This is a genomic window from Mesorhizobium sp. M9A.F.Ca.ET.002.03.1.2 (genome assembly GCF_003952365.1).
Lineage (GTDB): Bacteria > Pseudomonadota > Alphaproteobacteria > Rhizobiales > Rhizobiaceae > Mesorhizobium.
This window is the reverse complement of record NZ_CP034443.1, coordinates 720,735-740,590: the sequence shown is the minus strand read 5'-3', so window position 1 is coordinate 740,590 and position 19,856 is coordinate 720,735. Positions and strand designations below refer to the sequence as shown.

General features: G+C 63.1%; 20 protein-coding genes. 9 read left to right on the top strand and 11 right to left on the bottom strand.

Annotated elements, in window-relative coordinates:
- A complete protein-coding gene (locus EJ066_RS03650) occupies positions 1 to 303 on the top strand; it encodes a metalloregulator ArsR/SmtB family transcription factor (RefSeq protein ID WP_126034990.1) in 303 nt (100 codons plus the stop codon).
- Between the two features lie 41 nt (positions 304 to 344).
- Here EJ066_RS03650 and lysA read toward each other — a convergent pair whose 3' ends face one another.
- The 3 genes from lysA to argH form a co-directional block, all read right to left on the bottom strand.
- The gene (gene lysA, locus EJ066_RS03645; protein ID WP_126034988.1) at positions 345 to 1,613 is read right to left on the bottom strand and encodes a diaminopimelate decarboxylase; all 1,269 of its coding nucleotides are present in this window, start codon (positions 1,611 to 1,613) and stop codon (positions 345 to 347) included.
- 52 nt (positions 1,614 to 1,665) lie between these two features.
- Positions 1,666 to 1,872 (bottom strand): hypothetical protein, encoded by a 207-nt coding sequence (locus tag EJ066_RS03640; RefSeq protein WP_126034986.1) that lies wholly within the window; start codon positions 1,870 to 1,872, stop codon positions 1,666 to 1,668.
- 229 nt (positions 1,873 to 2,101) lie between these two features.
- A complete protein-coding gene (argH, locus tag EJ066_RS03635) occupies positions 2,102 to 3,502 on the bottom strand; it encodes an argininosuccinate lyase (RefSeq protein WP_126034985.1) in 1,401 nt (466 codons plus the stop codon).
- A 34-nt stretch (positions 3,503 to 3,536) separates the two neighbouring features.
- On the opposite strand from argH, the gene EJ066_RS03630 reads away from it, so the two are divergent.
- The 5 genes from EJ066_RS03630 to EJ066_RS03610 all read left to right on the top strand — a co-directional run bounded on the left by EJ066_RS03630 (position 3,537) and on the right by EJ066_RS03610 (position 8,638).
- Positions 3,537 to 4,223 carry a TlpA disulfide reductase family protein gene (locus tag EJ066_RS03630; protein ID WP_126034983.1) on the top strand — a complete coding sequence of 229 codons (687 nt, stop codon included), beginning with the start codon at positions 3,537 to 3,539 and terminating at the stop codon, positions 4,221 to 4,223.
- A gap of 202 nt (positions 4,224 to 4,425) precedes the next feature.
- Positions 4,426 to 5,736, top strand: a complete 1,311-nt coding sequence (gene ugpB, locus EJ066_RS03625; RefSeq protein WP_126034981.1) for a sn-glycerol-3-phosphate ABC transporter substrate-binding protein UgpB — start codon at positions 4,426 to 4,428, stop codon at positions 5,734 to 5,736.
- An 85-nt stretch (positions 5,737 to 5,821) separates the two neighbouring features.
- Complete coding sequence (ugpA, locus tag EJ066_RS03620) at positions 5,822 to 6,706, top strand: sn-glycerol-3-phosphate ABC transporter permease UgpA (RefSeq protein ID WP_126034979.1); 885 nt, start codon at positions 5,822 to 5,824, stop codon at positions 6,704 to 6,706.
- Between the two features lie 8 nt (positions 6,707 to 6,714).
- Positions 6,715 to 7,563: a sn-glycerol-3-phosphate ABC transporter permease UgpE gene (gene ugpE / locus EJ066_RS03615; protein WP_126034977.1), complete on the top strand. Its 849-nt coding sequence runs from the start codon at positions 6,715 to 6,717 to the stop codon at positions 7,561 to 7,563.
- A gap of 7 nt (positions 7,564 to 7,570) precedes the next feature.
- Positions 7,571 to 8,638 carry a sn-glycerol-3-phosphate import ATP-binding protein UgpC gene (locus EJ066_RS03610; protein ID WP_126034975.1) on the top strand — a complete coding sequence of 356 codons (1,068 nt, stop codon included), beginning with the start codon at positions 7,571 to 7,573 and terminating at the stop codon, positions 8,636 to 8,638.
- Between the two features lie 42 nt (positions 8,639 to 8,680).
- Here the strand turns inward: EJ066_RS03610 and EJ066_RS03605 are convergent, their stop codons facing one another.
- The 3 genes from EJ066_RS03605 to EJ066_RS03595 form a co-directional block, all read right to left on the bottom strand.
- Positions 8,681 to 9,763: an ABC transporter ATP-binding protein gene (locus tag EJ066_RS03605; protein ID WP_126034973.1), complete on the bottom strand. Its 1,083-nt coding sequence runs from the start codon at positions 9,761 to 9,763 to the stop codon at positions 8,681 to 8,683.
- Positions 9,760 to 11,346: an iron ABC transporter permease gene (locus EJ066_RS03600; protein ID WP_189644424.1), complete on the bottom strand. Its 1,587-nt coding sequence runs from the start codon at positions 11,344 to 11,346 to the stop codon at positions 9,760 to 9,762. The genes EJ066_RS03605 and EJ066_RS03600 overlap by 4 nt, the downstream gene beginning before the upstream one ends.
- Before the next feature lie 190 nt (positions 11,347 to 11,536).
- Positions 11,537 to 12,544, bottom strand: coding sequence for an iron ABC transporter substrate-binding protein (locus EJ066_RS03595; protein WP_126034970.1), 1,008 nt, complete (start codon positions 12,542 to 12,544; stop codon positions 11,537 to 11,539).
- Positions 12,545 to 12,751: 207 nt separating this feature from the next.
- Here EJ066_RS03595 and EJ066_RS03590 point away from each other — a divergent pair, with 207 nt between their 5' ends.
- Together EJ066_RS03590 and EJ066_RS03585 are read left to right on the top strand one after the other, a co-directional pair.
- Positions 12,752 to 13,303 (top strand): sigma-70 family RNA polymerase sigma factor, encoded by a 552-nt coding sequence (locus tag EJ066_RS03590; RefSeq protein ID WP_126034968.1) that lies wholly within the window; start codon positions 12,752 to 12,754, stop codon positions 13,301 to 13,303.
- A 1-nt stretch (position 13,304) separates the two neighbouring features.
- Complete coding sequence (locus tag EJ066_RS03585) at positions 13,305 to 13,943, top strand: NrsF family protein (RefSeq protein ID WP_126034966.1); 639 nt, start codon at positions 13,305 to 13,307, stop codon at positions 13,941 to 13,943.
- 291 nt (positions 13,944 to 14,234) lie between these two features.
- Here the strand turns inward: EJ066_RS03585 and EJ066_RS03575 are convergent, their stop codons facing one another.
- Positions 14,235 to 15,062, bottom strand: a complete 828-nt coding sequence (locus tag EJ066_RS03575; protein WP_126034965.1) for an alpha/beta hydrolase — start codon at positions 15,060 to 15,062, stop codon at positions 14,235 to 14,237.
- Between the two features lie 75 nt (positions 15,063 to 15,137).
- On the opposite strand from EJ066_RS03575, the gene EJ066_RS03570 reads away from it, so the two are divergent.
- Positions 15,138 to 15,770 (top strand): TetR/AcrR family transcriptional regulator, encoded by a 633-nt coding sequence (locus EJ066_RS03570; RefSeq protein WP_126034963.1) that lies wholly within the window; start codon positions 15,138 to 15,140, stop codon positions 15,768 to 15,770.
- A 383-nt stretch (positions 15,771 to 16,153) separates the two neighbouring features.
- Here the strand turns inward: EJ066_RS03570 and EJ066_RS03565 are convergent, their stop codons facing one another.
- The 4 genes from EJ066_RS03565 to EJ066_RS03550 form a co-directional block, all read right to left on the bottom strand.
- Positions 16,154 to 17,032: a 3-hydroxybutyryl-CoA dehydrogenase gene (locus EJ066_RS03565; RefSeq protein ID WP_126034962.1), complete on the bottom strand. Its 879-nt coding sequence runs from the start codon at positions 17,030 to 17,032 to the stop codon at positions 16,154 to 16,156.
- Between the two features lie 117 nt (positions 17,033 to 17,149).
- Positions 17,150 to 18,079, bottom strand: a complete 930-nt coding sequence (locus EJ066_RS03560; RefSeq protein ID WP_126034961.1) for an electron transfer flavoprotein subunit alpha/FixB family protein — start codon at positions 18,077 to 18,079, stop codon at positions 17,150 to 17,152.
- Positions 18,080 to 18,102: 23 nt separating this feature from the next.
- Entirely contained in the window at positions 18,103 to 18,852 is a 750-nt protein-coding gene (locus EJ066_RS03555; protein WP_126034959.1) for an electron transfer flavoprotein subunit beta/FixA family protein, read from the bottom strand.
- Positions 18,853 to 19,031: 179 nt separating this feature from the next.
- Positions 19,032 to 19,829 carry a rhomboid family intramembrane serine protease gene (locus EJ066_RS03550; protein ID WP_126034957.1) on the bottom strand — a complete coding sequence of 266 codons (798 nt, stop codon included), beginning with the start codon at positions 19,827 to 19,829 and terminating at the stop codon, positions 19,032 to 19,034.
- Positions 19,830 to 19,856 lie beyond the last annotated feature (27 nt).

Sequence of the window (19,856 nt, the reverse complement as noted above, 5' to 3'; positions counted from 1 at the left end):
ATGCAAGAGGTAGATGTCTTCAAGGCGATCGCCAACGAGCGCAGGCTGCAAATCCTCGATTGGCTGAAGGACCCGCGCGCGCATTTTCCGCCCCAGGCGGATGGCGATCTGGTCGAGGACGGCGTCTGCGCGCTGCTGATCGCGGAAAAGCTGGGGATCACCCAGGCGACGCTCAGCGAGCATATGCGGGTGCTCACCCAGGCGGGCCTCCTGCGCAGCAAACGCATCAAGCAGTGGACGTTCTATCGCCGCGACGAGGAGGAAATCGCCGAGACCCTGGAGCGCATTCGGCACCGGCTTTAACGCCGGGTCCGGCGATTACGTTACGGGGCCGAAACGATCACCTATTTCAACCAATCAGGCACCGAATCCAGCCCGATCAGCTCGTCATAGGCCTGGCGCGGGCGCACGACATGGAAACGGTCGCCGTCGACCAGAACTTCGGGCACCAGCGGCCTGGTGTTGTAGGTGCCGGCCTGCACCGCGCCATAGGCGCCGGCGGTGGCGACAGCGATCAGGTCGCCGGCCTTCAGCCGCGGCAGGTCGCGGTCGAGGCCGAGATAGTCGCCGGTCTCGCAGACCGGACCGACGACGTCGACCGTCATGCGCGACGCCGCTGCCGGCTGCTGCACCACCGGCTTGATGTCATGGAAGGCGTCGTAGAGCGTCGGCCGGATCAGATCGTTCATCGCGGCGTCGACGACCAGGAAATTCCTGGCATCGCCCTCCTTTACGAAGATCACTTGCGAGACGAGGATGCCGGCATTGCCGACGATCAGCCGGCCCGGTTCGAACATCACCTTCAATCCAAGCCTGGCGACGTGCTTCCTGACGATCTGCGCGTAAGCGTCCGGCAGGGGAGGCGGGCTGTTGTCGATGCGGTAGGGAATGCCGAGGCCGCCGCCGAGATCGACATGCTCGATGGCGTGCCCGTCGGCGCGCAGCGCGCCGACAAGTTCCACCAAAAGGGCAAAGGCATCATCGAAGGGCTGCAACTCGGTGATCTGGCTGCCGATATGGGTGTCGATGCCGGTCACCTTGATGCCCGGCAGTTCAGCCGCGCGGGCATAGACCTGGCGCGCCTTCTGCCAGGGAATGCCGAACTTGTTCTCGGCCTTGCCGGTGGAGATCTTCTTGTGGGTCTTGGCATCCACATCCGGGTTGATGCGCAGCGAGATCGACGCCACCTTGCCCAGTGCCGTGGCGCGGGCCGACAGCATTTCCAGTTCCGGCTCGGATTCGACATTGAAACAGAGAATGCCGGCCGAGAGCGCGAAATCCATTTCGCGCGCGGTCTTGCCGACGCCCGAAAACAGGATCTTGTTGGCCGGAATGCCGGCCGCCAGCGCACGGCGCAATTCGCCTTCGGAAACCACGTCGGCGCCGGCACCGAGCTTGGCCAGGATCTTCAGCACCGCCTGGTTGGAATTCGCCTTCATGGCGTAGCAGACCAGCGCGTCGAGCCCGGCAAAGGCCTGCGCAAACACGCGGAAATGCCTGGTCAGCGTCGCCGTCGAATAGCAATAGAACGGCGTGCCGACGCTTGCAGCGATATCCGGTATCGCCACGTCCTCGGCATGCAGTACGCCGTCGCGGTAATCGAAATGGTTCACAAGAGTGGTTCCGGAAGTTGGAGCACGATGAGATCGGGCGATCTCATCGGCTCTAGATCAGCGGGTCGAGAACGAACTTCTTGTCCTCGACCGGTTTTTCCGGCTCCGGCGGCACGGGCTGCTTGGCCTTCTCGGCGTCCTTGCGTGCCTGCACGGCTGCCTCATAGGGCGTGTCGAGCCCGGACTTCCTGCCGCAGGCTGTAACGGCTGCCATCGCCGCCAGCAGCGTCAGTGTCACCAAAATCCTGCTTGCGGTCATCCGTGCCATCCGTCCGAAACTTTTGCCCGCCGCTTCTAGCCGAGTTTTGCTGGCATTGCACCTAGTGTGGTGGATTTGAAGTTCCTGTCATTGATGGCATTCGCGTTGAGGAACTTCAAATCCAAAACCACACTAGAATCCATCAATTAACTCGTGCGGCTTTTGAATCCGAAATTCGCTCGCCGCGCTGCTCCAACGTGATGCGAATTTCCGATTCGCCGCACGAGCATCACGCCTTGGCGATGTGCTTTTTCCAATAGCGTATCTGCTTCCTCACTTCCGACGGCGCGGTGCCGCCGAAGCTCGTGCGGCTCTTCACCGAATTCTGCACGGCAAGCACCGAAAACACGTCCGCCGTGATGCCGGGGTGAATGGACTGCAAGTCTTCCAGCGGCAGCCTGTCGAGCCCGATCTTCTTCTCTTCGGCCAGCGCCACCGCGCGGCCGGTGACATGGTGCGCTTCGCGAAACGGCAGGCCGAGCGTGCGCACGAGCCAGTCGGCGAGGTCGGTCGCGGTCGAATGGCCGGCGCCGGCGGCCTTCTTCATGGCGGCGGTGTTCACCGTCATGTCGCGCACCATGCCGGTCATCGCCGCCAGCATCAGGTCGAGCGTCTCGGCGGCGTCGAATACGGATTCCTTGTCTTCCTGCATGTCCTTGCCGTAGGTGAGCGGCATGCCCTTCATCACCGTCAGCAGGCCGACCAGATGGCCGGTGACGCGGCCGGTCTTGCCGCGCACCAGCTCGGCGGCGTCGGGGTTCTTCTTCTGCGGCATGATCGAGGAGCCGGTGGAAAAGCTATCCGACAGCCTGACGAAGCCGAATTGCGGCGTCGACCAGATGATGATCTCCTCGGCCAGCCGCGACAGATGCGTCGCGCAGATCGCCGCCAGCCCCAAAAACTCCATCGCGAAATCGCGGTCCGAAACGCTGTCCAGGGAGTTGCGCATCGGCGCGCGGAAGCCGAGCGCCTTGGCCGTCTGGTGCCGGTCGATCGGGAAGCTGGTGCCGGCAAGGGCGGCAGCACCGAGCGGGCTTTCGTCCATCCGCTCGATGGCGTCGCGAACACGCGACAGGTCGCGCGAAAACATCTCGACATAGGCCATGCAGTGGTGGCCGAAGGTCACCGGCTGCGCCGCCTGCATGTGGGTGAAACCCGGCATCACCGTTGCCGCATGCTCTTCGGCGCGTTCCAGGAGCGCCGTGATCAGGCCTTTCAGCGCTTCGGCGACGCGAAAGCACTCGTCCTTGACCCAGAGCCTGAGGTCGACCGCCACCTGATCGTTGCGCGAGCGGGCGGTGTGCAGGCGGCCGGCGGCCGGGCCGATCAGCTCGGCAAGGCGGGCCTCGACATTCATGTGGATGTCTTCCAGCCTGGTCGAGAACTCGAAACCGCCGGCTTCGATCTCTGCCAGGATCGTGTTCAGCCCGTGAGCGATTTTTTCTTGATCGGCCGCCGAAATAATGCCCGTTTGCGCCAGCATCTCGCTGTGGGCGATCGAGCCTCTGATGTCCTGCGCGTAGAGTTTGCGGTCGAACGAGATCGACGCGTTGATCGCTTCCATGATCGCGGCCGGACCCGAGGCAAAACGTCCGCCCCACATCTGGTTGCTGGCCTTCTTGTCGCTCATCGCTATAACCCGTGCTCCGGAGCAGTTTTAAAAAATGGCAGACGGCAATCGATTTTTCCCGGCCCCGCGCCTCATCCTCGCCGCCTTGGTGGCGGGCGTGCTGGCCGGCGCGGTCGCGGTATATGTCAGCGAGAGCGGTTCTGGCAACAACTTGACCAAGCCAGTCGCGGTTGGCGACAGCAAGGACGATGCCGCCTGCGCCGCCAAGGCCGATCGCGCCAAGACGGTCGCGGCGGCTGCCACCGGGCAGGTTGCCGCACTTTTGCCGGCTGACCCGCCGCAATCGCTGAAGGGCCTTGCCTTCAACGACCCTGACGGCAAGCCGATGACGCTCGCCGACCATGCCGGCAAGACGGTGCTGCTCAATCTGTGGGCGACATGGTGCGCGCCCTGCCGCGCCGAAATGCCGGCGCTGGACGCGCTGCAAAAAGAAATGGGCAGCGACGCCTTCGAGGTCGTTGCGGTCAATGTCGATGCCGGCGACGATACCAAGCCGAAGAAGTTCCTCGAGGAAACCGGCGTCGAGGCGCTCGGCTACTACCGCGATTCGACGATGGCGCTGTTCAACGATCTCAAGACGCGCGGCCTGGCGCTCGGCCTGCCGGTTACTATGCTGATCGACGGTGAAGGCTGCCTGATCGCCCATATGAACGGCCCGGCCGAATGGTCGGGACCGGACGCCAAGCGGCTGGTCGAGACGGCGCTCGGCGGGGCCGACTGAGCGCGTGCGATTGTGCCGGTGTTCGTCGCCGCTGTTCGAATGGTAAGCCGGCTTGGCAATTCTTTTCCACCGGCCTCGTGCACCACTTTAAGTGGAGATGAAGTTCTTCGATCCGCAACAAAACCGTTGTCCAATTGTCACGAGCGGAACATATTGCCTTTGCGAGAGTGCCCTTTCGCCAATGACAAACGGGAGATGAAACATGAAGTTGTTCGGCTTCGCGGCCGGTGTTGCCGCCACCTTGACCCTGCTTTCCACAACCTCCGCCTTTGCAGTCACGCAGATCAGCTGGTGGCACGCCATGACCGGCGCCAACGCTGAGGTTGTCGACAAGATCTCCAAGGATTTCAATGCCAGCCAGAGCGATTATGAGCTCGTTCCGGTGTTCAAGGGCACCTATCCCGAGACGCTGAATGCCGGCATCGCTGCCTTCCGTGCCGGACAGGCGCCCGACATCCTGCAGGTGTTCGACGTCGGTACCGGCGTGATGATGGCGGCCGAGGGTGCGATCAAGCCGGTGGCCGATGTGATGACCGGTGCTGGCATGACCTTCGACAAGAGCCAATACCTGCCCGGCATCGTCGGTTATTATTCGAAGCCGGACGGCACCATGCTGTCCTTCCCCTACAACTCTTCCTCGCCGATCCTCTACTACAACAAGGACATCTTCCAGAAGGCAGGGCTCGATGTAGACAATCCACCCAAGACCTGGAACGAGGTGTGGGACGCCGCCAAGAAGATCAAGGCTAGCGGCGCCGCCTCTTGCGGTTATACCTCTACCTGGCTGACCTGGATCCATCTGGAGAATTTCGCGGCATGGAATGATGTGTCGTGGGCTTCCCAGCAGAACGGTCTGGCCGGCGGCGATGTCGAACTCAAGATCAACGCGCCGATTTTCGTCAACCACTTCCAGGCGCTCGCAGACCTCGCCAAGGACGGTACCTTCAAATATGGCGGGCGCACCTCCGAAGCCAAGCAGATCTTCCTTGCCGGCGAATGCGGCATCTTCACCGAATCGTCGGGCGGCCTCGGCGACATCGTCAAGTCCGGCATGAACTACGGCATCGGCCAGCTTCCCTACGACACCGACGCCAAGGGCGCGCCGCAGAACACCACGCCGGGCGGTGCCAGCCTGTGGGTGTTCGGCAGCAAGTCGGACGAGCAATACAAGGGCGTCGCCGCCTTCTTCGCCTATCTGTCCAAGACCGACGTGCAGGAATATCTGCACCAGAAGTCGGGATACCTGCCAGTGACGCTCGCCGCGTACGAGGCGACCAAGAAATCAGGCTTCTATGACAAGAACCCCGGCCGCGAGACACCCATCCTGCAGATGACGGGCAAGGCGCCGACCGACAACTCGAAGGGCGTGCGCCTGCCTAACCTGCCGCAGGTGCGCGATATCCAGAACGAGGAATTGGAAAAGATGCTGGCCGGCCAGCAAACCGCTCAGCAGGCGCTTGACAATGCGGTCACGCGCGGCAACGCCGCGATCAAGGAAGCGCTGGAGAACTGACGGGGATTATCTCGGTTAGTGTCGGTTTGAACATCGCCCACGCAAGCTCGCGTGGGCGACTCCTGAGATAGCGAGGGAAATCAGCCTGTCTCCACGCGTCGTCTTTCCCAACAAGATCCTGCCGTACCTGCTGGTGGCGCCACAACTCGCCATAACACTGGTTTTCTTCTATTGGCCGGCCGGTCAGGCGCTTTACCAGTCGATGCTCAGGCAGGACCCGTTCGGGCTGAGGACCAAGTTCGTCTGGTTCGCCAATTTCCGGAAGGTGCTGGCCGATCCGGCCTACCTCAATTCGATCAAGGTCACCGTGGTGTTTTCGCTTGCAACCGCGATCGTCGCCATGGGCGTGGCGCTTTTGCTTGCGGTCATGGCCGAGAAGGCGGTGCGCGGCAAAGGCCTCTACCGCACACTGTTGATATGGCCTTATGCCGTGGCGCCGGCGATTGCCGGCATGCTGTGGCTGTTTCTGTTCAATCCTTCGATCGGCTCGCTGGCCTATTTGCTGAGAAGCCTCGGCATCGCATGGGACCCGCTGCTCAACGGCAACCACGCCATGATCCTGCTGGTGTCGGCGGCTGCCTGGAAGCAGATCAGCTACAATTTCCTGTTCTTCGTCGCCGGTCTGCAGGCGGTGCCGAAAACGCTGATCGAGGCGGCGGCCATGGACGGCGCCGGCGAGACCAAACGCTTCTGGACCGTCGTCTTCCCGCTGCTTGCCCCGACGACCTTTTTCCTGCTGGTCGTCAATACCGTCTATGCCCTGTTCGACACGTTCGGCATCGTTCATGCCGTCACCGGCGGCGGGCCGGGCAAGACGACCGAGACGCTGGTCTACAAGGTCTATAATGACGGCTTCGTCAATCTGATCCTGGGCGACTCGGCGGCGCAGTCGGTCATCCTGATGGCCATCGTCATTGCGCTTACAGCCATCCAGTTCCGCTACGTGGAACGCAAAGTCCACTACGGTTGAGGGCAGCGATGATCGGCCAGTCCCCGCTCCGCACCTTCATCGCCCACGCCGTGCTCATCCTTGGCATATTGATCGTGGCTTTTCCGATCTACTACACGCTCGTTGCCTCCACACACACGCTGCAAACGATCCTCAAGCCGCCGCTGCCGCTGTTGCCCGGCGGCCAGCTCTGGGACAACTACAACGAGGCACTGTTCGGCGGCATTGGCCGCATCGGCGGCGTCAGCGTCGGCAGACTGCTCCTCAACACCACGATCATGGCGCTCGGCGTTGCGGTGGGAAAGATCTTCATCTCGATCCTGTCGGCTTACGCGATCGTGTTCTTCCGCTTTCCCCTGCGCATGACCTTCTTCTGGCTGATCTTCATCACCTTGATGCTTCCCGTGGAAGTGCGCATCCTGCCGACCTACAAGGTGATGGTCGATCTCGGCATGATCGACACCTATGCCGGCCTGATCATCCCGCTGATCGCGTCGGCCACCGCGACGCTGCTGTTCCGCCAGTTCTTCATGACCATACCGGGCGAATTGGTCGAGGCGGCGCGTGTCGACGGTGCCGGGCCGTGGCGCTTCTTCTTCGATATCCTGTTGCCGCTGTCGCGCACCAACATCGCGGCGCTGTTCGTGATCCTCTTCATCTATGGCTGGACGCAGTATCTTTGGCCATTGCTCGTCACCAACAGCAACGACATGAACACCATCGTCATCGCGCTGAGAAAGATGGTCTCTTTCGCCGATGCCGACACCGAATGGCACCTGGTCATGGTCACCGCGATGCTGGCCATCGTGCCGCCGATCCTGGTGGTCGTGCTGATGCAACGCTGGTTCGTGCGCGGCCTGGTCGAATCCGAAAAGTGAGAAGCCGATGGCGACCGTCGATCTGAAGGACGTGAAGAAGGTCTATCCCGGCGGCGTCGAAGCCGTGAAGGGGGTTTCCATCGCCATTCCCGACAAGGCGCTTTGCGTGCTGGTCGGCCCCTCCGGCTGCGGCAAGTCCACGCTGCTGAGGATGATCGCCGGGTTGGAGACCATTTCTGCCGGTACGGTCGCCATCGACGGCAAGGTGGTCAACGCCATCGGCCCGACCGAGCGCGACATCGCCATGGTGTTCCAGAACTACGCGCTTTATCCGCATATGAAGGTCTACGACAACATGGCCTACGGACTGCGCAATCGCGGCATGCCGAAGGACGAGATCGACAGCAGGGTGCGCTCGACCGCCAAGGTGCTGGAGCTGTCGGCGCTGCTCGACCGGCGCCCGCGCGAGCTTTCCGGCGGCCAGCGCCAGCGCGTCGCCATGGGCCGCGCCATCGTGCGCAATCCGAAAGTCTTCCTGTTCGATGAGCCGCTCAGCAATCTCGACGCCAAACTGCGCGGCCAGATGCGGGTCGAGATCAAGAATTTGCAGCGCACGCTCGGGGTCACCTCGGTCTATGTCACCCACGACCAGCTCGAGGCGATGACGCTGGCCGACATCCTCGTCGTCATGAATGCCGGACTGGTCGAGCAAACGGGCGCGCCGCTCGACATCTATGAGAAGCCGGCCTCGACCTTCGTTGCTTCCTTCATCGGCGCGCCGCCGATGAACCTTCTGGCGCTGACCGGAAGTTCCTCAGGCATGACACTGGCCGATGGCACGGCGATCGGCTTCGTACCTCCCGAAACACAAGCCGCGACACTCGGTTTTCGCCCGGAAGATGCCGACGTCACCTTCAATGCGGAGGCGCCGTCCGGCGCCCTCGTTCTGCCGGCGACGGTTGAAGCGGTCGAACCGGTCGGTGCCGAAAGCTTTCTTCACTGCGCGGCAGGCGGCAGCCGTATCGTCGTGCGCGTCTCAGGTCGCGCCACCGCCAAGCCCGGCGACCGGTTGCGCGTCGTGGCCAAGGCCGAAAAGCTGCATTGGTTCGATCAGGCGGGAAAGCGGGTTGGCTAATCCGGCATATCGTCCAGCGAGCTGCGAGAGATGCAGTGGCTTTCAGGCAAACACATGCGCCTTTCCCGATACGGTCAGCCGCACGATCTCGCCAACCACCGGCGTGTCCATGCCCGGCTTGCGCAGGATCAATGGCGTGTTGCCGATCGCGGCGGCGTCCGGCGGATCGGGACTGTTCAAGAGCCGCACCGCAATGGTGCACATCGAGCCGGCGAATTCGGATTCCGTCACCTCGCCGAACAGCATGTCCGGCGTGCCCGACATGCCTTCGCGCGACGTCCGTTTCAGCAGCACCTGTTCCGGCCGCAGCATGATGCGGACGACATCGCGCCGCTCGGTGCTGTCGACGGCGATGCGGCCGAGCGGCGAGCTGGCGAAGCCGTCTGATATCTTTGCCGGCAGGATGATGGCGTCGCCGAGGAATTCGGCGACCATCCTGTCCTTCGGCTTGAGATAGAGCTCGCGCGGCGTGCCGACCTGCGAGAATTTGCCGTCGCGCATCACCGCGACCTGGCCGGCGAAGGACAGCGCCTCGGCCTGGTCGTGCGTCACCAGGATCGTGGTGATGCCGGCCGCTTCCAGAAGCTCGGCCACCGCCTTGCGCATCGAGGCGCGCAAGCCCGTGTCGAGCGCCGAGAACGGCTCGTCGAGCAGCATCAGCCGCGGCTTCATGGCCATGGCGCGGGCCAGCGCCACGCGCTGCTGCTGACCGCCGGAGAGCTCGTGCGGCCGCCGTTTCAGGATAGCCTTGTCCAGCCCGACGATATAGGCGAGCTCGACGATGCGCTCGGTGCGCTTGTCCTCGTGGCGTCCCATGCCGAAACCGATATTGTCGGCGATGCTCAGATGCGGGAACAGGGCGCCGTCCTGCGCCACCACGCCGATGCCGCGCCGATATGCGGGCACGGCGGCGCCGCCATTGGCCAGCACCTCGCCGTCGAGCACGATGCGACCCTGGTCGGGCGCCTCGAAGCCGGCGATCAGCCGCAGCAAGGTCGTCTTGCCGCAGCCGGACGGCCCGACGATCGCGGTGCGGCTGCCGCTGGCCACGCTGAGGTCGATGCCGGCCAGTGCTGCCACCGGGCCGTAGTGCTTGTGCACATCGGTGAGTTCGAGGAAGCTCATCGCCCGGCCATCCGCTTCGACTGGACATAGAGCAGCCATGTCAGGGGCAGCGACATTGCCACCATGATGAGGGCGTAAGGTGCCGCCGCCGCGTAGTCGATCTCACCGCTGTGGGACCAGAACGCCATCGCCAGCGTGCGGGTGCCGTTGGGGGCCAGCATCTGCGTGGCGGTCAATTCGTTCATGATGCCGAGCGCCACTAGCGCCATGCCCGCCGCGGCACCTGGCGCCGACAGGCGGATCGTCGTCGACCACAGCGCCTTGAGCGGTGATCGGCCGAGGCTGGCGGCGGCGCGTTCGAGTTCGACCGGCGCCTGCGCGATCGATGCCCTGAGGCTGATCAGAGCGCGCGGCAGGAACATCAGCGTGTAGGCGACCAGGATGGTGAACAGGGTCTGATAGAGCGGCAAGGCGACGCGCACGGTGATGGTGACCAGCGCCAGCGCCACGACGACGCCGGGCAGCGAGCCGGCGATGTAGTTGCAGCCTTCCAGAACGCGCTGCAGCGGTCCCGGCGCGCGGATCGAGATCCAGGCCATCGGCATGGCGGCGATGGTGGCGAGCAGGGCGCCGGCAAGCGCCAGGAGCAGGGTCTGGCCAAGCGCCAGGCCGATCTCGGGGAGCCGCCAGACATCGGCACCGCCGGCCACAAGCCAGCGGCTGATGGTGACGAACGGCACGCCAAGCGCCAGCAGCGCGGCGATGGCCGGCAGCAGCAGGCATGGGATCGTGGCGCGACCGAGCCTTGTGCGTTGCTGCTGGCGCGCCGCGCCCGAGCCGACGCGGGCATAGCGCTCCTCGCCGCGCACGAGCACTTCGATCGCAAGCAGCACGAAGCAGCATGTCACCAGCACGGCGGCCAGCATGTTGGCGGCCGGGCCATTGAAGGTCGACTGGAACTGGTCGACGATCGCCGTGGTGAAGGTGTCGAAGCGGATGAACACGTAGAGGCCGTACTCGGCCAGGAGATGCAGGCCGACCAGCAGCGAACCGCCGCAGATGGCGAGCCTGAGCTGCGGCAGCACGACACGCCAAAACACGCGCCACGGTCCGTGACCGAGGGTCGCCGCGGCATCCTCGAGAGCGGGATCGAGCCGGCGCAAAGCTGCCGCCACCGGCAAATAGAGAAACGGGAAATAGGCGACGACGGAAATCAGGACGCCGGCCCACAGGCCGTGCAATCCCGGCACCAGGCTGATCCAGGCGTAGCTGTGCACGAAGGCGGGGATGGCGAGCGGCGCCACCGACAGCCAGGCCCACAGGCGGGCACCAGGAAGATTGCTGCGTTCGGTCAGCCAGGCCAGCGCCACCGAGAGCACGATGCAGGTCGGCACGGCCAGTGCCACCAGAAGCAGGGTGTTGGTCAGCAGCTCGCCGACGCGCGGCCGGAAGACCAGTGCCGACACGGTTTCCCATCCGGTCTGCACGGCAATCCAGATGATGAAGGCGAGCGGCAGCAGTGAAAAAAGCGAGATGAGGATGGCGGCGAGCGAAATCCAGGATATCGGCCGCCGGCGTGTCGATTGCCCAGCCGCCATGCCGGTCGGCAAGCCTGAACGCGCAAGATCGGCCGCGGACTGCATCAGCTCAGACGCCCCGCCGCTGCGGCCCGGTGGCGGAGACGATCGAAGGGCCGCAAACGCGGCCAAAAACGCAGCTTGTCGTCATGCTGATCGTCATGGGGACGAATGCCACCTCGAAAAACAGAGCGCTCCCGCGGAAAGCGAATTCCCGCAGGAGCGCAGTCGGTTGCCCTTTTAGGACGAACGCGGACTAAAGCAAGCCGGCTGCCGTCATCAGATCGGTCACCTTCTTGGAGTTCAGCGTCGTCGCGTCGACTTTCGGCGCCTGCAGATCAGCCAGCGGCACGAGCGCCGGATTGGACTCCGCGCCCTTGCCGACTGCGTATTCAAAGGAATCACCGGTCTTCAGCACGTCCTGACCGCCTTTGCCGGTCACCCATTTCAGGAACGCCTGGGCTTCCTTCGGGTGCTTGCTCGAGGCCAGCACACCGCCGCCGGAAACCGAGACGAACGCGCCCGGGTCCTGGTTCCTGAAATAGTGGAGTCCGATATTCTTGCTGTTCTCACCGGTCTTGGCCTGGTCGCCGTAGTAGTAATAGTGATAGATCACGCCGCCTTCGACTTCGCCGGCATTGACTGCCTTCATCACCGTGCTGTTGCCCTTGTAGGCGGTGAAGTTCTCCTTCATCGCCTTCAGCCAGTCGGTCGTTGCGGCCTTACCCTTGAGCTGCAAAAGCGCGCTGACGATCGCCTGGAAATCGGCGCCGGAGGGCGAAGCGGCCCAGCGTCCCTTCCAACTCGGATCGGCGAGATCGAGCAGCGACTTGGGCAATTGCTCGGCGGTCAGCTTGGTCTTGTCGTAAACAAAGACGGTGCTGCGCGCGGCGACGCCCACCCATTTGCCGCTGGCCGGCTGGTAATCCTGCGGAACCTGCGCCTGCGTGTCGGCGTCGACCGGCGCGAACAGGCCGGATGACTCGACCAGCGCCATGGCGGGCGAGTTCTCCGTCAGGAACACGTCGGCCGGCGAGGCGGCGCCTTCGGCGACGATCTGGTTGGAGAAATCGCTGTCGCCGCCATGGCGAACGGTGACCTTGATGCCGGTTTCCTTGGTGAAACCTTCAACCCAGGCATTGGTCAGGCTCTCATGCTGGGCGTTGTAGACGACGATGCCGCCGTCCTGGGCCATTGCCGGACCGGCGGTCAGGCTGATTGCAAGCGCTGTGGCACCGGCAAGGGCGGAAAGAGCATATTTCATGGACATCATCCCTCTCGATCTCGATGGTCTTGGTTTAGCACGGCTGCACCTATCAATACATGATCGTCATAGTCAACATTCGTGAGCTGCTTCAATCGGTCGCCCAGGGGTGCAAACTTTCGTATTTCCCGTAGTTTGGCTTGGACATTATTTCGTCGGCCACGTAACAAACCAGCGCCGAGTGCGAATATCGGGGAGTGAACTCTTGTGACCGGCAAGGACGAGGCCGAGCTTTCCCGGCTGATGCGGGCCGCAATCGCGGGAGATGAAAGGGCTTACGCCGACTTTCTGCACCAGACGGCTGCTCTCGTTCGCGGCTTCGCCCGGCGCAAGATCGTGCAGGGCGGGGTCGACCCCGAGGATGTCGTGCAGGAAACCTTGCTGGCCATTCATGTGAAGCGGCATACCTGGCGCCAGGACTTGGCTGTGTTGCCCTGGATCTACGCCATCGCGCGCTTCAAGCTGATCGATGCCTTCCGGCGGCGCGGGCGGCGCATCGAGATCGAGATCGACGGCATCGCCGAGACCCTCGCCGAACCGGAAGCGGAGACGGTCAGCGAGCGCGACATCAACCGGGCCCTGGATGGCCTGCCGCCGGCGCAGCGTTCCGTGGTATCGGCCATATCGGTCGAAGGCCGCTCCATCGGCGAAACGGCAGCGAAATTCGGCATCAGCGAGACGGCGGTGCGCGTGTCGCTTCATCGCGGGCTTGCCGCCATTGCCAAGCGGTTCGGGGCCAAACGATTCGGGCAGGAATGACATGAGGACCGACGATCTCATCAAGGCGCTTGACGCCGATGCCCGCAGCATGGCGATGCCGCTGGGTTTGGCCTGGTGGGTGGCCGCCGGGGCGGCTACCGTCATCGCGGCGGCGGTCTTCTGGCTGGCGATCGGCCCACGCGCCGACATCGCGACCGCCATGCATACGATGCGTTTCCTCGCCAAATTCGTCTTCACGATTGCCCTAGCCGCCAGCGCCTTCGCCTTAGTCCGCGCCTTGTCGATACCGGGTGCATCGACGAGCAGGGCGGCGGCCTGGATGATTGCCGCACCGCTGATGGTGGCTGGGGCCGTGGTGCTGGAACTCTTCGCCGTGCCGTCGACGGAGTGGGGCACGCGTCTGATCGGCAGCAATCTGGTTATCTGCCTGACCTTCATTCCGCTGATCGGCATCGGTCCGCTGGCGATCTTCCTAGCGGTGCTGCGCTATGGCGCGCCAACGCGGCCGGTCCTTGCCGGAACGCTGGCGGGCCTGCTCGCCGGCGGGCTGGCGGCAACTTTCTATGCCGCGCACTGCTTCGACGACTCGCCGCTTTTCGTCGCCACCTGGTATACGATCGCGATTGCCATCCTTACCGTGCTCGGCGCGCTCGGCGGGCGGCTTTTCGTGCGCTGGTAGCGGCGGCCCGCGATCGGAGACCGTGATGCTCCAACGTCAAAACTCATTCATTTCTGAACGACCTGGTTCGACCCATTGCGGAAGTTCGTTCGGCCGTGCCGAATTCACGCCCTTGACCCGAAGGCGACACCCACACGCTGCGAAGATGAACGCGTCGGTGACCTGATAGCAGACTGTTTGGCATAAGCAGCTCCCCAGCAATCGGCGCTTACGGTTCGTCTCGCTCATCTGGTTCTCCGTACGTCGTCATCATTGACTCCTCGCAGCCGGCTGCGTCGCCGCGACCGCCAGCTACTGGTCATCGGTCCGAACCGAGATCGATACCTTGGCTATGAAGGCAAGGACCGTCGCGTTGAATTCGTCCGGACGCTGTAGCGGCGCAAAGTGACTAACGCCGGGCAAAATGATTAATGCGGCCCCCGGAATAGCGTCGGCCAGGTAGTTGGCATGCTCTCGCTTGATGAATTCGTCATGCTCGCCGAGTGCGACGGTGACAGGCACCTCGATGGCGCCAAGGTCCTCTTTGGTATAGTTCGGCTGGGTTCGCATCATCAGCCCCACCGCGCTGACGAACTGGTCGAAGTCGGCTGGCGTGGCGGAGAGCATGGCGTAGTCTTTCCTGTGGCGACTGAAGCAGCGATCGAGAAGCGGACTCGGTTCGATCTGCATTGTGCCACCAGGATCCATGTTGCAGGCAAAAAAGAAGACGCCTGCCACGCGTGCTGGTGCCTTGGAGGCAAGTACCAGAGCGACGCAGGCACCGTCACTCCAGCCGACGAAGGCAGCCTTGTCGAGGGAAAGGTGGTCCATCACAGCCACGACGTCAGAAGCCATGAGTTCATAGGAATATGGCCTGTCATCGCGGGTGCTGCGGCCGTGCCCGCGACTGTCGATCGTCACGACGCGGTGGCCCGCCGCTACCAAGGCCGGCACCTGATATCCCCAATTGCCGCTGTGGCCGAGTCCGCCGTGCAACAGGATGACGGGAGGACCGCTGCCAAATGATGCATACCAGATCAGGGCTCCGTCATGCTCCACGCGATCCTCGCGATCGGGGGCGGGGAGAAGGGCGGCTCCATGCTCGGCAAACTGGGTAAGGTCGTCGTCATATAAATTCATATCGGGTTCCGTGTTTTCGAGAGCTACGCGCGCTCTACTGTTGACACATACCAACCGTAAGGTATGAATATTCGCATGTCTAGGCCAACCAAACATGCTCCCGAGCGCGGTGATGCCCGAACCCGGCTCCTGGAAGCTGCAAGGGACACCATCCGCGCCAAAGGCTTCGCCTCGGCCAGCATTGATGATCTTTGCAGGGCGGCTGAGGTAACCAAGGGGGCGTTCTTCCACAGCTTCGGTAGCAAGGAAGCCCTGGGAGTTGCAGCTGCGGAATTTTGGGCCAGGACCACCTCGGACTTTTTCGCCGCGGCTCCCTATCATCACCCTCCCGATGCGTTGGAGCGGGTGCTTGCCTATGTCGCATTTCGCAAAGCGATCATCACGGAGGATCTGGCGGAGTCCAGCTGTCTGGTCGGAACGATGGCTCAAGAGACCTACATGACCTTCCCCAGCATCCGCGATGCGTGCGGAGCCAGCATGTTCGATCATGCATCGACGCTAGAGGCCGACATTGAACTGGCCCGCCGTGAGCGCGGTGTTACGGATGATTGGACTGCCGAAAGTCTGGCTCGATACACGCAGACTGTTATCCAAGGAGGATTCGTCCTTGCTAAAGCAGGGAATGACGCGGAGCTGGCGCGCGAAAGTCTTGCTCATTTGGAGCGGTATATTCGGCTTCTGTTTCGCGTTGCTGAGGACGAGACGTGAGCGAGATCGATCAGAACGCAATCGAGCGCGTGTTCTGCCGGCTTGAGGATGTCCGTCGCCCACAGCCCGGTGCGACCGCAAACGCCGTCAGTCTGTGAGTCCGAATTCCAAGGCCGAACCAATTTTGTTGATCGAACGGCAAACATGATCGCTGAGCAACAACCAGCCGCATCTCTGTCGGGGAGTGCGCGTCTGCTTGGTCGAACTCAACGTTGGTCTAAATGGCTGGATGACCGCTATTCGCTTTGCGACCTCCGAAGCCGACAGTCCGCTTCCGGCCCCGATGCGGTCTACGATCCGCGGCCACGAAGCTGTCGACAGAACAGCCGCATGGTGTTCACTCAGCGCGACCGCGCGCGATGTCGGTTGGCTCGTATCGCCGGTCAGCGCGTCGGAACGGGATGCTCGCCGCGATAATCGTAGAAGCCGCGCCCGGTCTTGCGGCCGAGCCAGCCGGCCTCGACATATTTCACCAGCAGCGGGCAGGGGCGGTATTTCGAATCCGACAAGCCGTCATGCAGCACCTGCATGATCGACAGGCAGGTGTCCAGCCCGATGAAATCGGCAAGCTGCAGCGGTCCCATCGGATGGTTGGCGCCGAGCCTCATGGCGGTGTCGATCGCGTCGACCGAGCCGACACCTTCATACAGCGTGTAGATCGCCTCGTTGATCATCGGCAGCAGGATGCGGTTGACGATGAAGGCCGGAAAATCCTCCGAGACCGTGATCGTCTTGTCGAGATGGTTCACATAGGCCTTTGCCGCTTCGAAGGTCTGGTCCTCGGTGGCGATGCCGCGCACCAGTTCGACCAGCTTCATCACAGGAACCGGATTCATAAAGTGGATGCCGATGAAACGCTCCGGCCTGTCGGTCTGCGCGGCGAGACGCGTGATCGAGATCGACGAGGTGTTCGTCGCCAGGATGGCTTCGGGATTGAGCTGCGGGCACAGCTGGGCGTAGATCTTGCGCTTGACCGTCTCGTCCTCGGTCGCTGCTTCGATCACCAGATCGGCACCCGCAAGGTCGGCCATGGTGGGCGCCGCCGAAATGCGCGCCATCGCCTGGTTGCGCAGCTTTTCCTCGAGTTTGCCGGAGCCGACCTGGCGGGCCATGTTGCCGCTGATCGTGGCGATGCCCTTTTCGATGCGGTCGGGCGAGATGTCGTAGACCAGCACCTTGTAACCTGAAAGCGCGGAAACATGGGCGATACCGCCGCCCATCTGGCCCGCCCCGATGATGCCGATCGTCTCGATCTTGCTCATTACACCGATCCCGTCAAAAGGCCTTTGCAGCCTGCTTTTTGTGCGGTGCAAACTAAAAGGGCGGGGCGACTTCGTCTACCCCGCCTCTCACAATTTAATACGCTTCAGCAGAAAGCGTCAAAGCGCCTTTTGCAGTTCCGGCAGGATGACGAAGAGGTCGCCGACGAGGCCGTAATCGGCGACCTGGAAGATCGGCGCTTCCTCGTCCTTGTTGATGGCGACGATGACCTTCGAATCCTTCATGCCGGCGAGGTGCTGGATGGCGCCTGAGATGCCGACGGCGATGTAGAGATCGGGCGCCACCACCTTGCCGGTCTGGCCGACCTGCCAGTCGTTCGGCGCATAGCCGGCATCGACGGCGGCGCGAGAGGCGCCGACGGCGGCGCCGAGCTTGTCGGCGATCGGCAGGATGACTTCCTGGAATTTCTCCGAAGAGCCCAGCGCGCGGCCTCCCGAGATGATGATCTTGGCCGAAGTCAGCTCCGGACGGTCGGTCTCGGAAAGCTTGTTCTCGACGAAGCTCGACAGGCCGGGATTGGCCGCCGCATTGACGGTTTCGACCGGAGCGGAACCGCCTTCGGGTGCCGCCTGGAAGGAGGCGGTGCGCACCGTGATAACTTTCTTGGCGTCGCTCGACTGCACCGTCTGGATGGCGTTGCCGGCATAGATCGGCCGTTTGAAGGTGTCTGGCGAGACAACCTCGATGATCTCGGACACTTGCGCGGTGTCGAGCAGGGCTGCCACGCGCGGCGCGACATTCTTGCCCGACGAGGTCGCCGGCGCGATGATCGTGTCATAGGCGCCGGCTATGCCGACGACGAGTGCGGCCAGCGGTTCGGCGAGCCGCTCGGTCAGTTCGTCGGCTTCGGCGAGCAGCACCTTGCCCACGCCCTTGAGCTTGGCGGCGGCATCGGCCGCGCCCTTGGCGCCCTTGCCGGCAACCAGCACATGCACGTCCGAACCGATCTGCAGCGCTGCCGAAAGCGCCTTGGCGGTCTGCTCGGAAAGGGTGGCGTTGTCGTGTTCCGCGATGAGGAGAATAGTCATTTTCTTGTTCCTTTCCCGATCGCTTAGAGCACGCCGGCTTCGTTCTTGAGCTTGTCGATCAGTTCGGCGACGCTCTTGACCTTGACGCCTGCCTTGCGGCCACCCGGCTCCTCGGTCTTGATCACCTTCAGCCGCGGCTTGACGTCGGCGCCGTAGTCGGCAGGGCTCTTCTCGTCGAGAGGCTTCTTCTTGGCCTTCATGATGTTGGGCAGCGAGGCATAGCGCGGCTGGTTGAGGCGAAGATCCGCGGTGACAATCGCCGGCATCTTCAGCTCCACCGTCTGCAGGCCGCCGTCGACCTCGCGCGTCACCTTGGCCTTGTCGCCGTCGAGCACCACCTTGGAGGCGAAGGTGCCCTGCGCCCAGCCCAGAAGTGCGGCCAGCATCTGGCCGGTCTGGTTGGAATCGTCGTCGATCGCCTGCTTGCCGAGAATGACGAGGCCGGGCTGTTCCGCCTCGACGACGCCCTTCAGCACCTTGGCGACGCCGAGCGGCTCGGTCTGCTCGTCGGTCTTGACCAGGATGGCGCGGTCGGCGCCCATGGCGAGCGCGGTGCGCAAGGTCTCCTGCGCCTGCTGCGGGCCGATCGAGACAACGATGATCTCTTCCGCTTTGCCGGCCTCCTTCAGCCGGATCGCTTCTTCGACCGCGATCTCGTCGAACGGGTTCATCGCCATCTTGACGTTGGCGAGCTCCACCGCTGAACCGTCAGCCTTCACACGAACCTTGACGTTCGCATCCACAACCCGCTTCACGGGCACAAGGATCTTCATTTGCCTGTCACCTCTCCTGAGATAGTTGGGCGCGCTATAACAGCGTGCGCCTCTTCAGAGTTGTCGAAAGCCGACATTCCGGACGGAATTCTGTTCTTCAACCGCCTAGGCGGTGGCGGAAACGCTTCCGTAGTTGCGGCAAACCCGCACGTCAATATCCACTAGCTACTCAAATCGGTTCAGTCCGGAGCCGAGGCGCGGCCCCAGCGCGGCGCCGGCTGCGCGGCAGGCGGTTCGCTGGCGACCGGGCCGGCAGGAACCGGCGTCTGGCCGGCTGCCGCCGCGGGCTCCCCGTCAGCGCCGGCAAGCAGAGGTACGCCGCGGTTGCGCAAGATGAGCACCAGCACGGCTCCGGCGATGATGCCGCCGACATGGCAGGCCCAGGAAACCTGATCCTCGCCACCTGCGGCGAACATCACGATCTGGAAGAGGATCCACAGGATGAGCGGGATATAGGCCGGAATGCGCAGCGGAATGCGGGCAAAGGCCAGCACCCATACTTTCACCCTGGGATAGAGGATCAGATAGGCGGCGACCACGCCGGCGATGGCACCTGAGGCGCCGATCAGCGGAACCTGCGAATCCCACGCGACCAGACCCTGGAAGAAGGCACCGGCGATGGCGCAAAGCAGGTAGAAGACGAAAAAGCGGATATGGCCGAGCGCGTCCTCGACATTGTCGCCGAACACCCAGAGGAACAGCATGTTGCCGCCGAGGTGGAAGATATCCGCATGCAGGAAGGAATAGGTGATGTAGCTCAGGCTCTCCGGGATCACGACGAACTGCGGAGCCAGTTCCACGCTGTCGTGGACGACCGACGGGATGAAGCCGAGGCCCAGCACAGCGGCGTTGGAGAACTGCTCGCCGCCAAGCGCGGTGGCGAAGTAGATGAGCGTGTTGAACGCGATCAGGCCGATCGTCACATATTGCTGCTTGATGTGGCGCAACCGGTTGGTGTCGTAAAGCGGGATGAACATGAGGTTCTGACCTGGCCCTTGCCGCTT

Bases quoted from the DNA above. Each gene is read 5' to 3' on its own strand.
- EJ066_RS03650 (WP_126034990.1), top strand. From the start codon at position 1: ATGCAAGAGGTAGATGTCTTCAAGGCGATCGCCAACGAGCGCAGGCTG.
- EJ066_RS03640 (WP_126034986.1), bottom strand. From the start codon at position 1,872: ATGACCGCAAGCAGGATTTTGGTGACACTGACGCTGCTGGCGGCGATG.
- argH (WP_126034985.1), bottom strand. From the start codon at position 3,502: ATGAGCGACAAGAAGGCCAGCAACCAGATGTGGGGCGGACGTTTTGCC.
- EJ066_RS03630 (WP_126034983.1), top strand. From the start codon at position 3,537: ATGGCAGACGGCAATCGATTTTTCCCGGCCCCGCGCCTCATCCTCGCC.
- ugpB (WP_126034981.1), top strand. From the start codon at position 4,426: ATGAAGTTGTTCGGCTTCGCGGCCGGTGTTGCCGCCACCTTGACCCTG.
- ugpE (WP_126034977.1), top strand. From the start codon at position 6,715: ATGATCGGCCAGTCCCCGCTCCGCACCTTCATCGCCCACGCCGTGCTC.
- EJ066_RS03610 (WP_126034975.1), top strand. From the start codon at position 7,571: ATGGCGACCGTCGATCTGAAGGACGTGAAGAAGGTCTATCCCGGCGGC.
- EJ066_RS03605 (WP_126034973.1), bottom strand. From the start codon at position 9,763: ATGAGCTTCCTCGAACTCACCGATGTGCACAAGCACTACGGCCCGGTG.
- EJ066_RS03600 (WP_189644424.1), bottom strand. From the start codon at position 11,346: ATGCAGTCCGCGGCCGATCTTGCGCGTTCAGGCTTGCCGACCGGCATG.
- EJ066_RS03595 (WP_126034970.1), bottom strand. From the start codon at position 12,544: ATGAAATATGCTCTTTCCGCCCTTGCCGGTGCCACAGCGCTTGCAATC.
- EJ066_RS03585 (WP_126034966.1), top strand. From the start codon at position 13,305: ATGAGGACCGACGATCTCATCAAGGCGCTTGACGCCGATGCCCGCAGC.
- EJ066_RS03575 (WP_126034965.1), bottom strand. From the start codon at position 15,062: ATGAATTTATATGACGACGACCTTACCCAGTTTGCCGAGCATGGAGCC.
- EJ066_RS03570 (WP_126034963.1), top strand. From the start codon at position 15,138: ATGTCTAGGCCAACCAAACATGCTCCCGAGCGCGGTGATGCCCGAACC.
- EJ066_RS03565 (WP_126034962.1), bottom strand. From the start codon at position 17,032: ATGAGCAAGATCGAGACGATCGGCATCATCGGGGCGGGCCAGATGGGC.
- EJ066_RS03560 (WP_126034961.1), bottom strand. From the start codon at position 18,079: ATGACTATTCTCCTCATCGCGGAACACGACAACGCCACCCTTTCCGAG.
- EJ066_RS03555 (WP_126034959.1), bottom strand. From the start codon at position 18,852: ATGAAGATCCTTGTGCCCGTGAAGCGGGTTGTGGATGCGAACGTCAAG.
- EJ066_RS03550 (WP_126034957.1), bottom strand. From the start codon at position 19,829: ATGTTCATCCCGCTTTACGACACCAACCGGTTGCGCCACATCAAGCAG.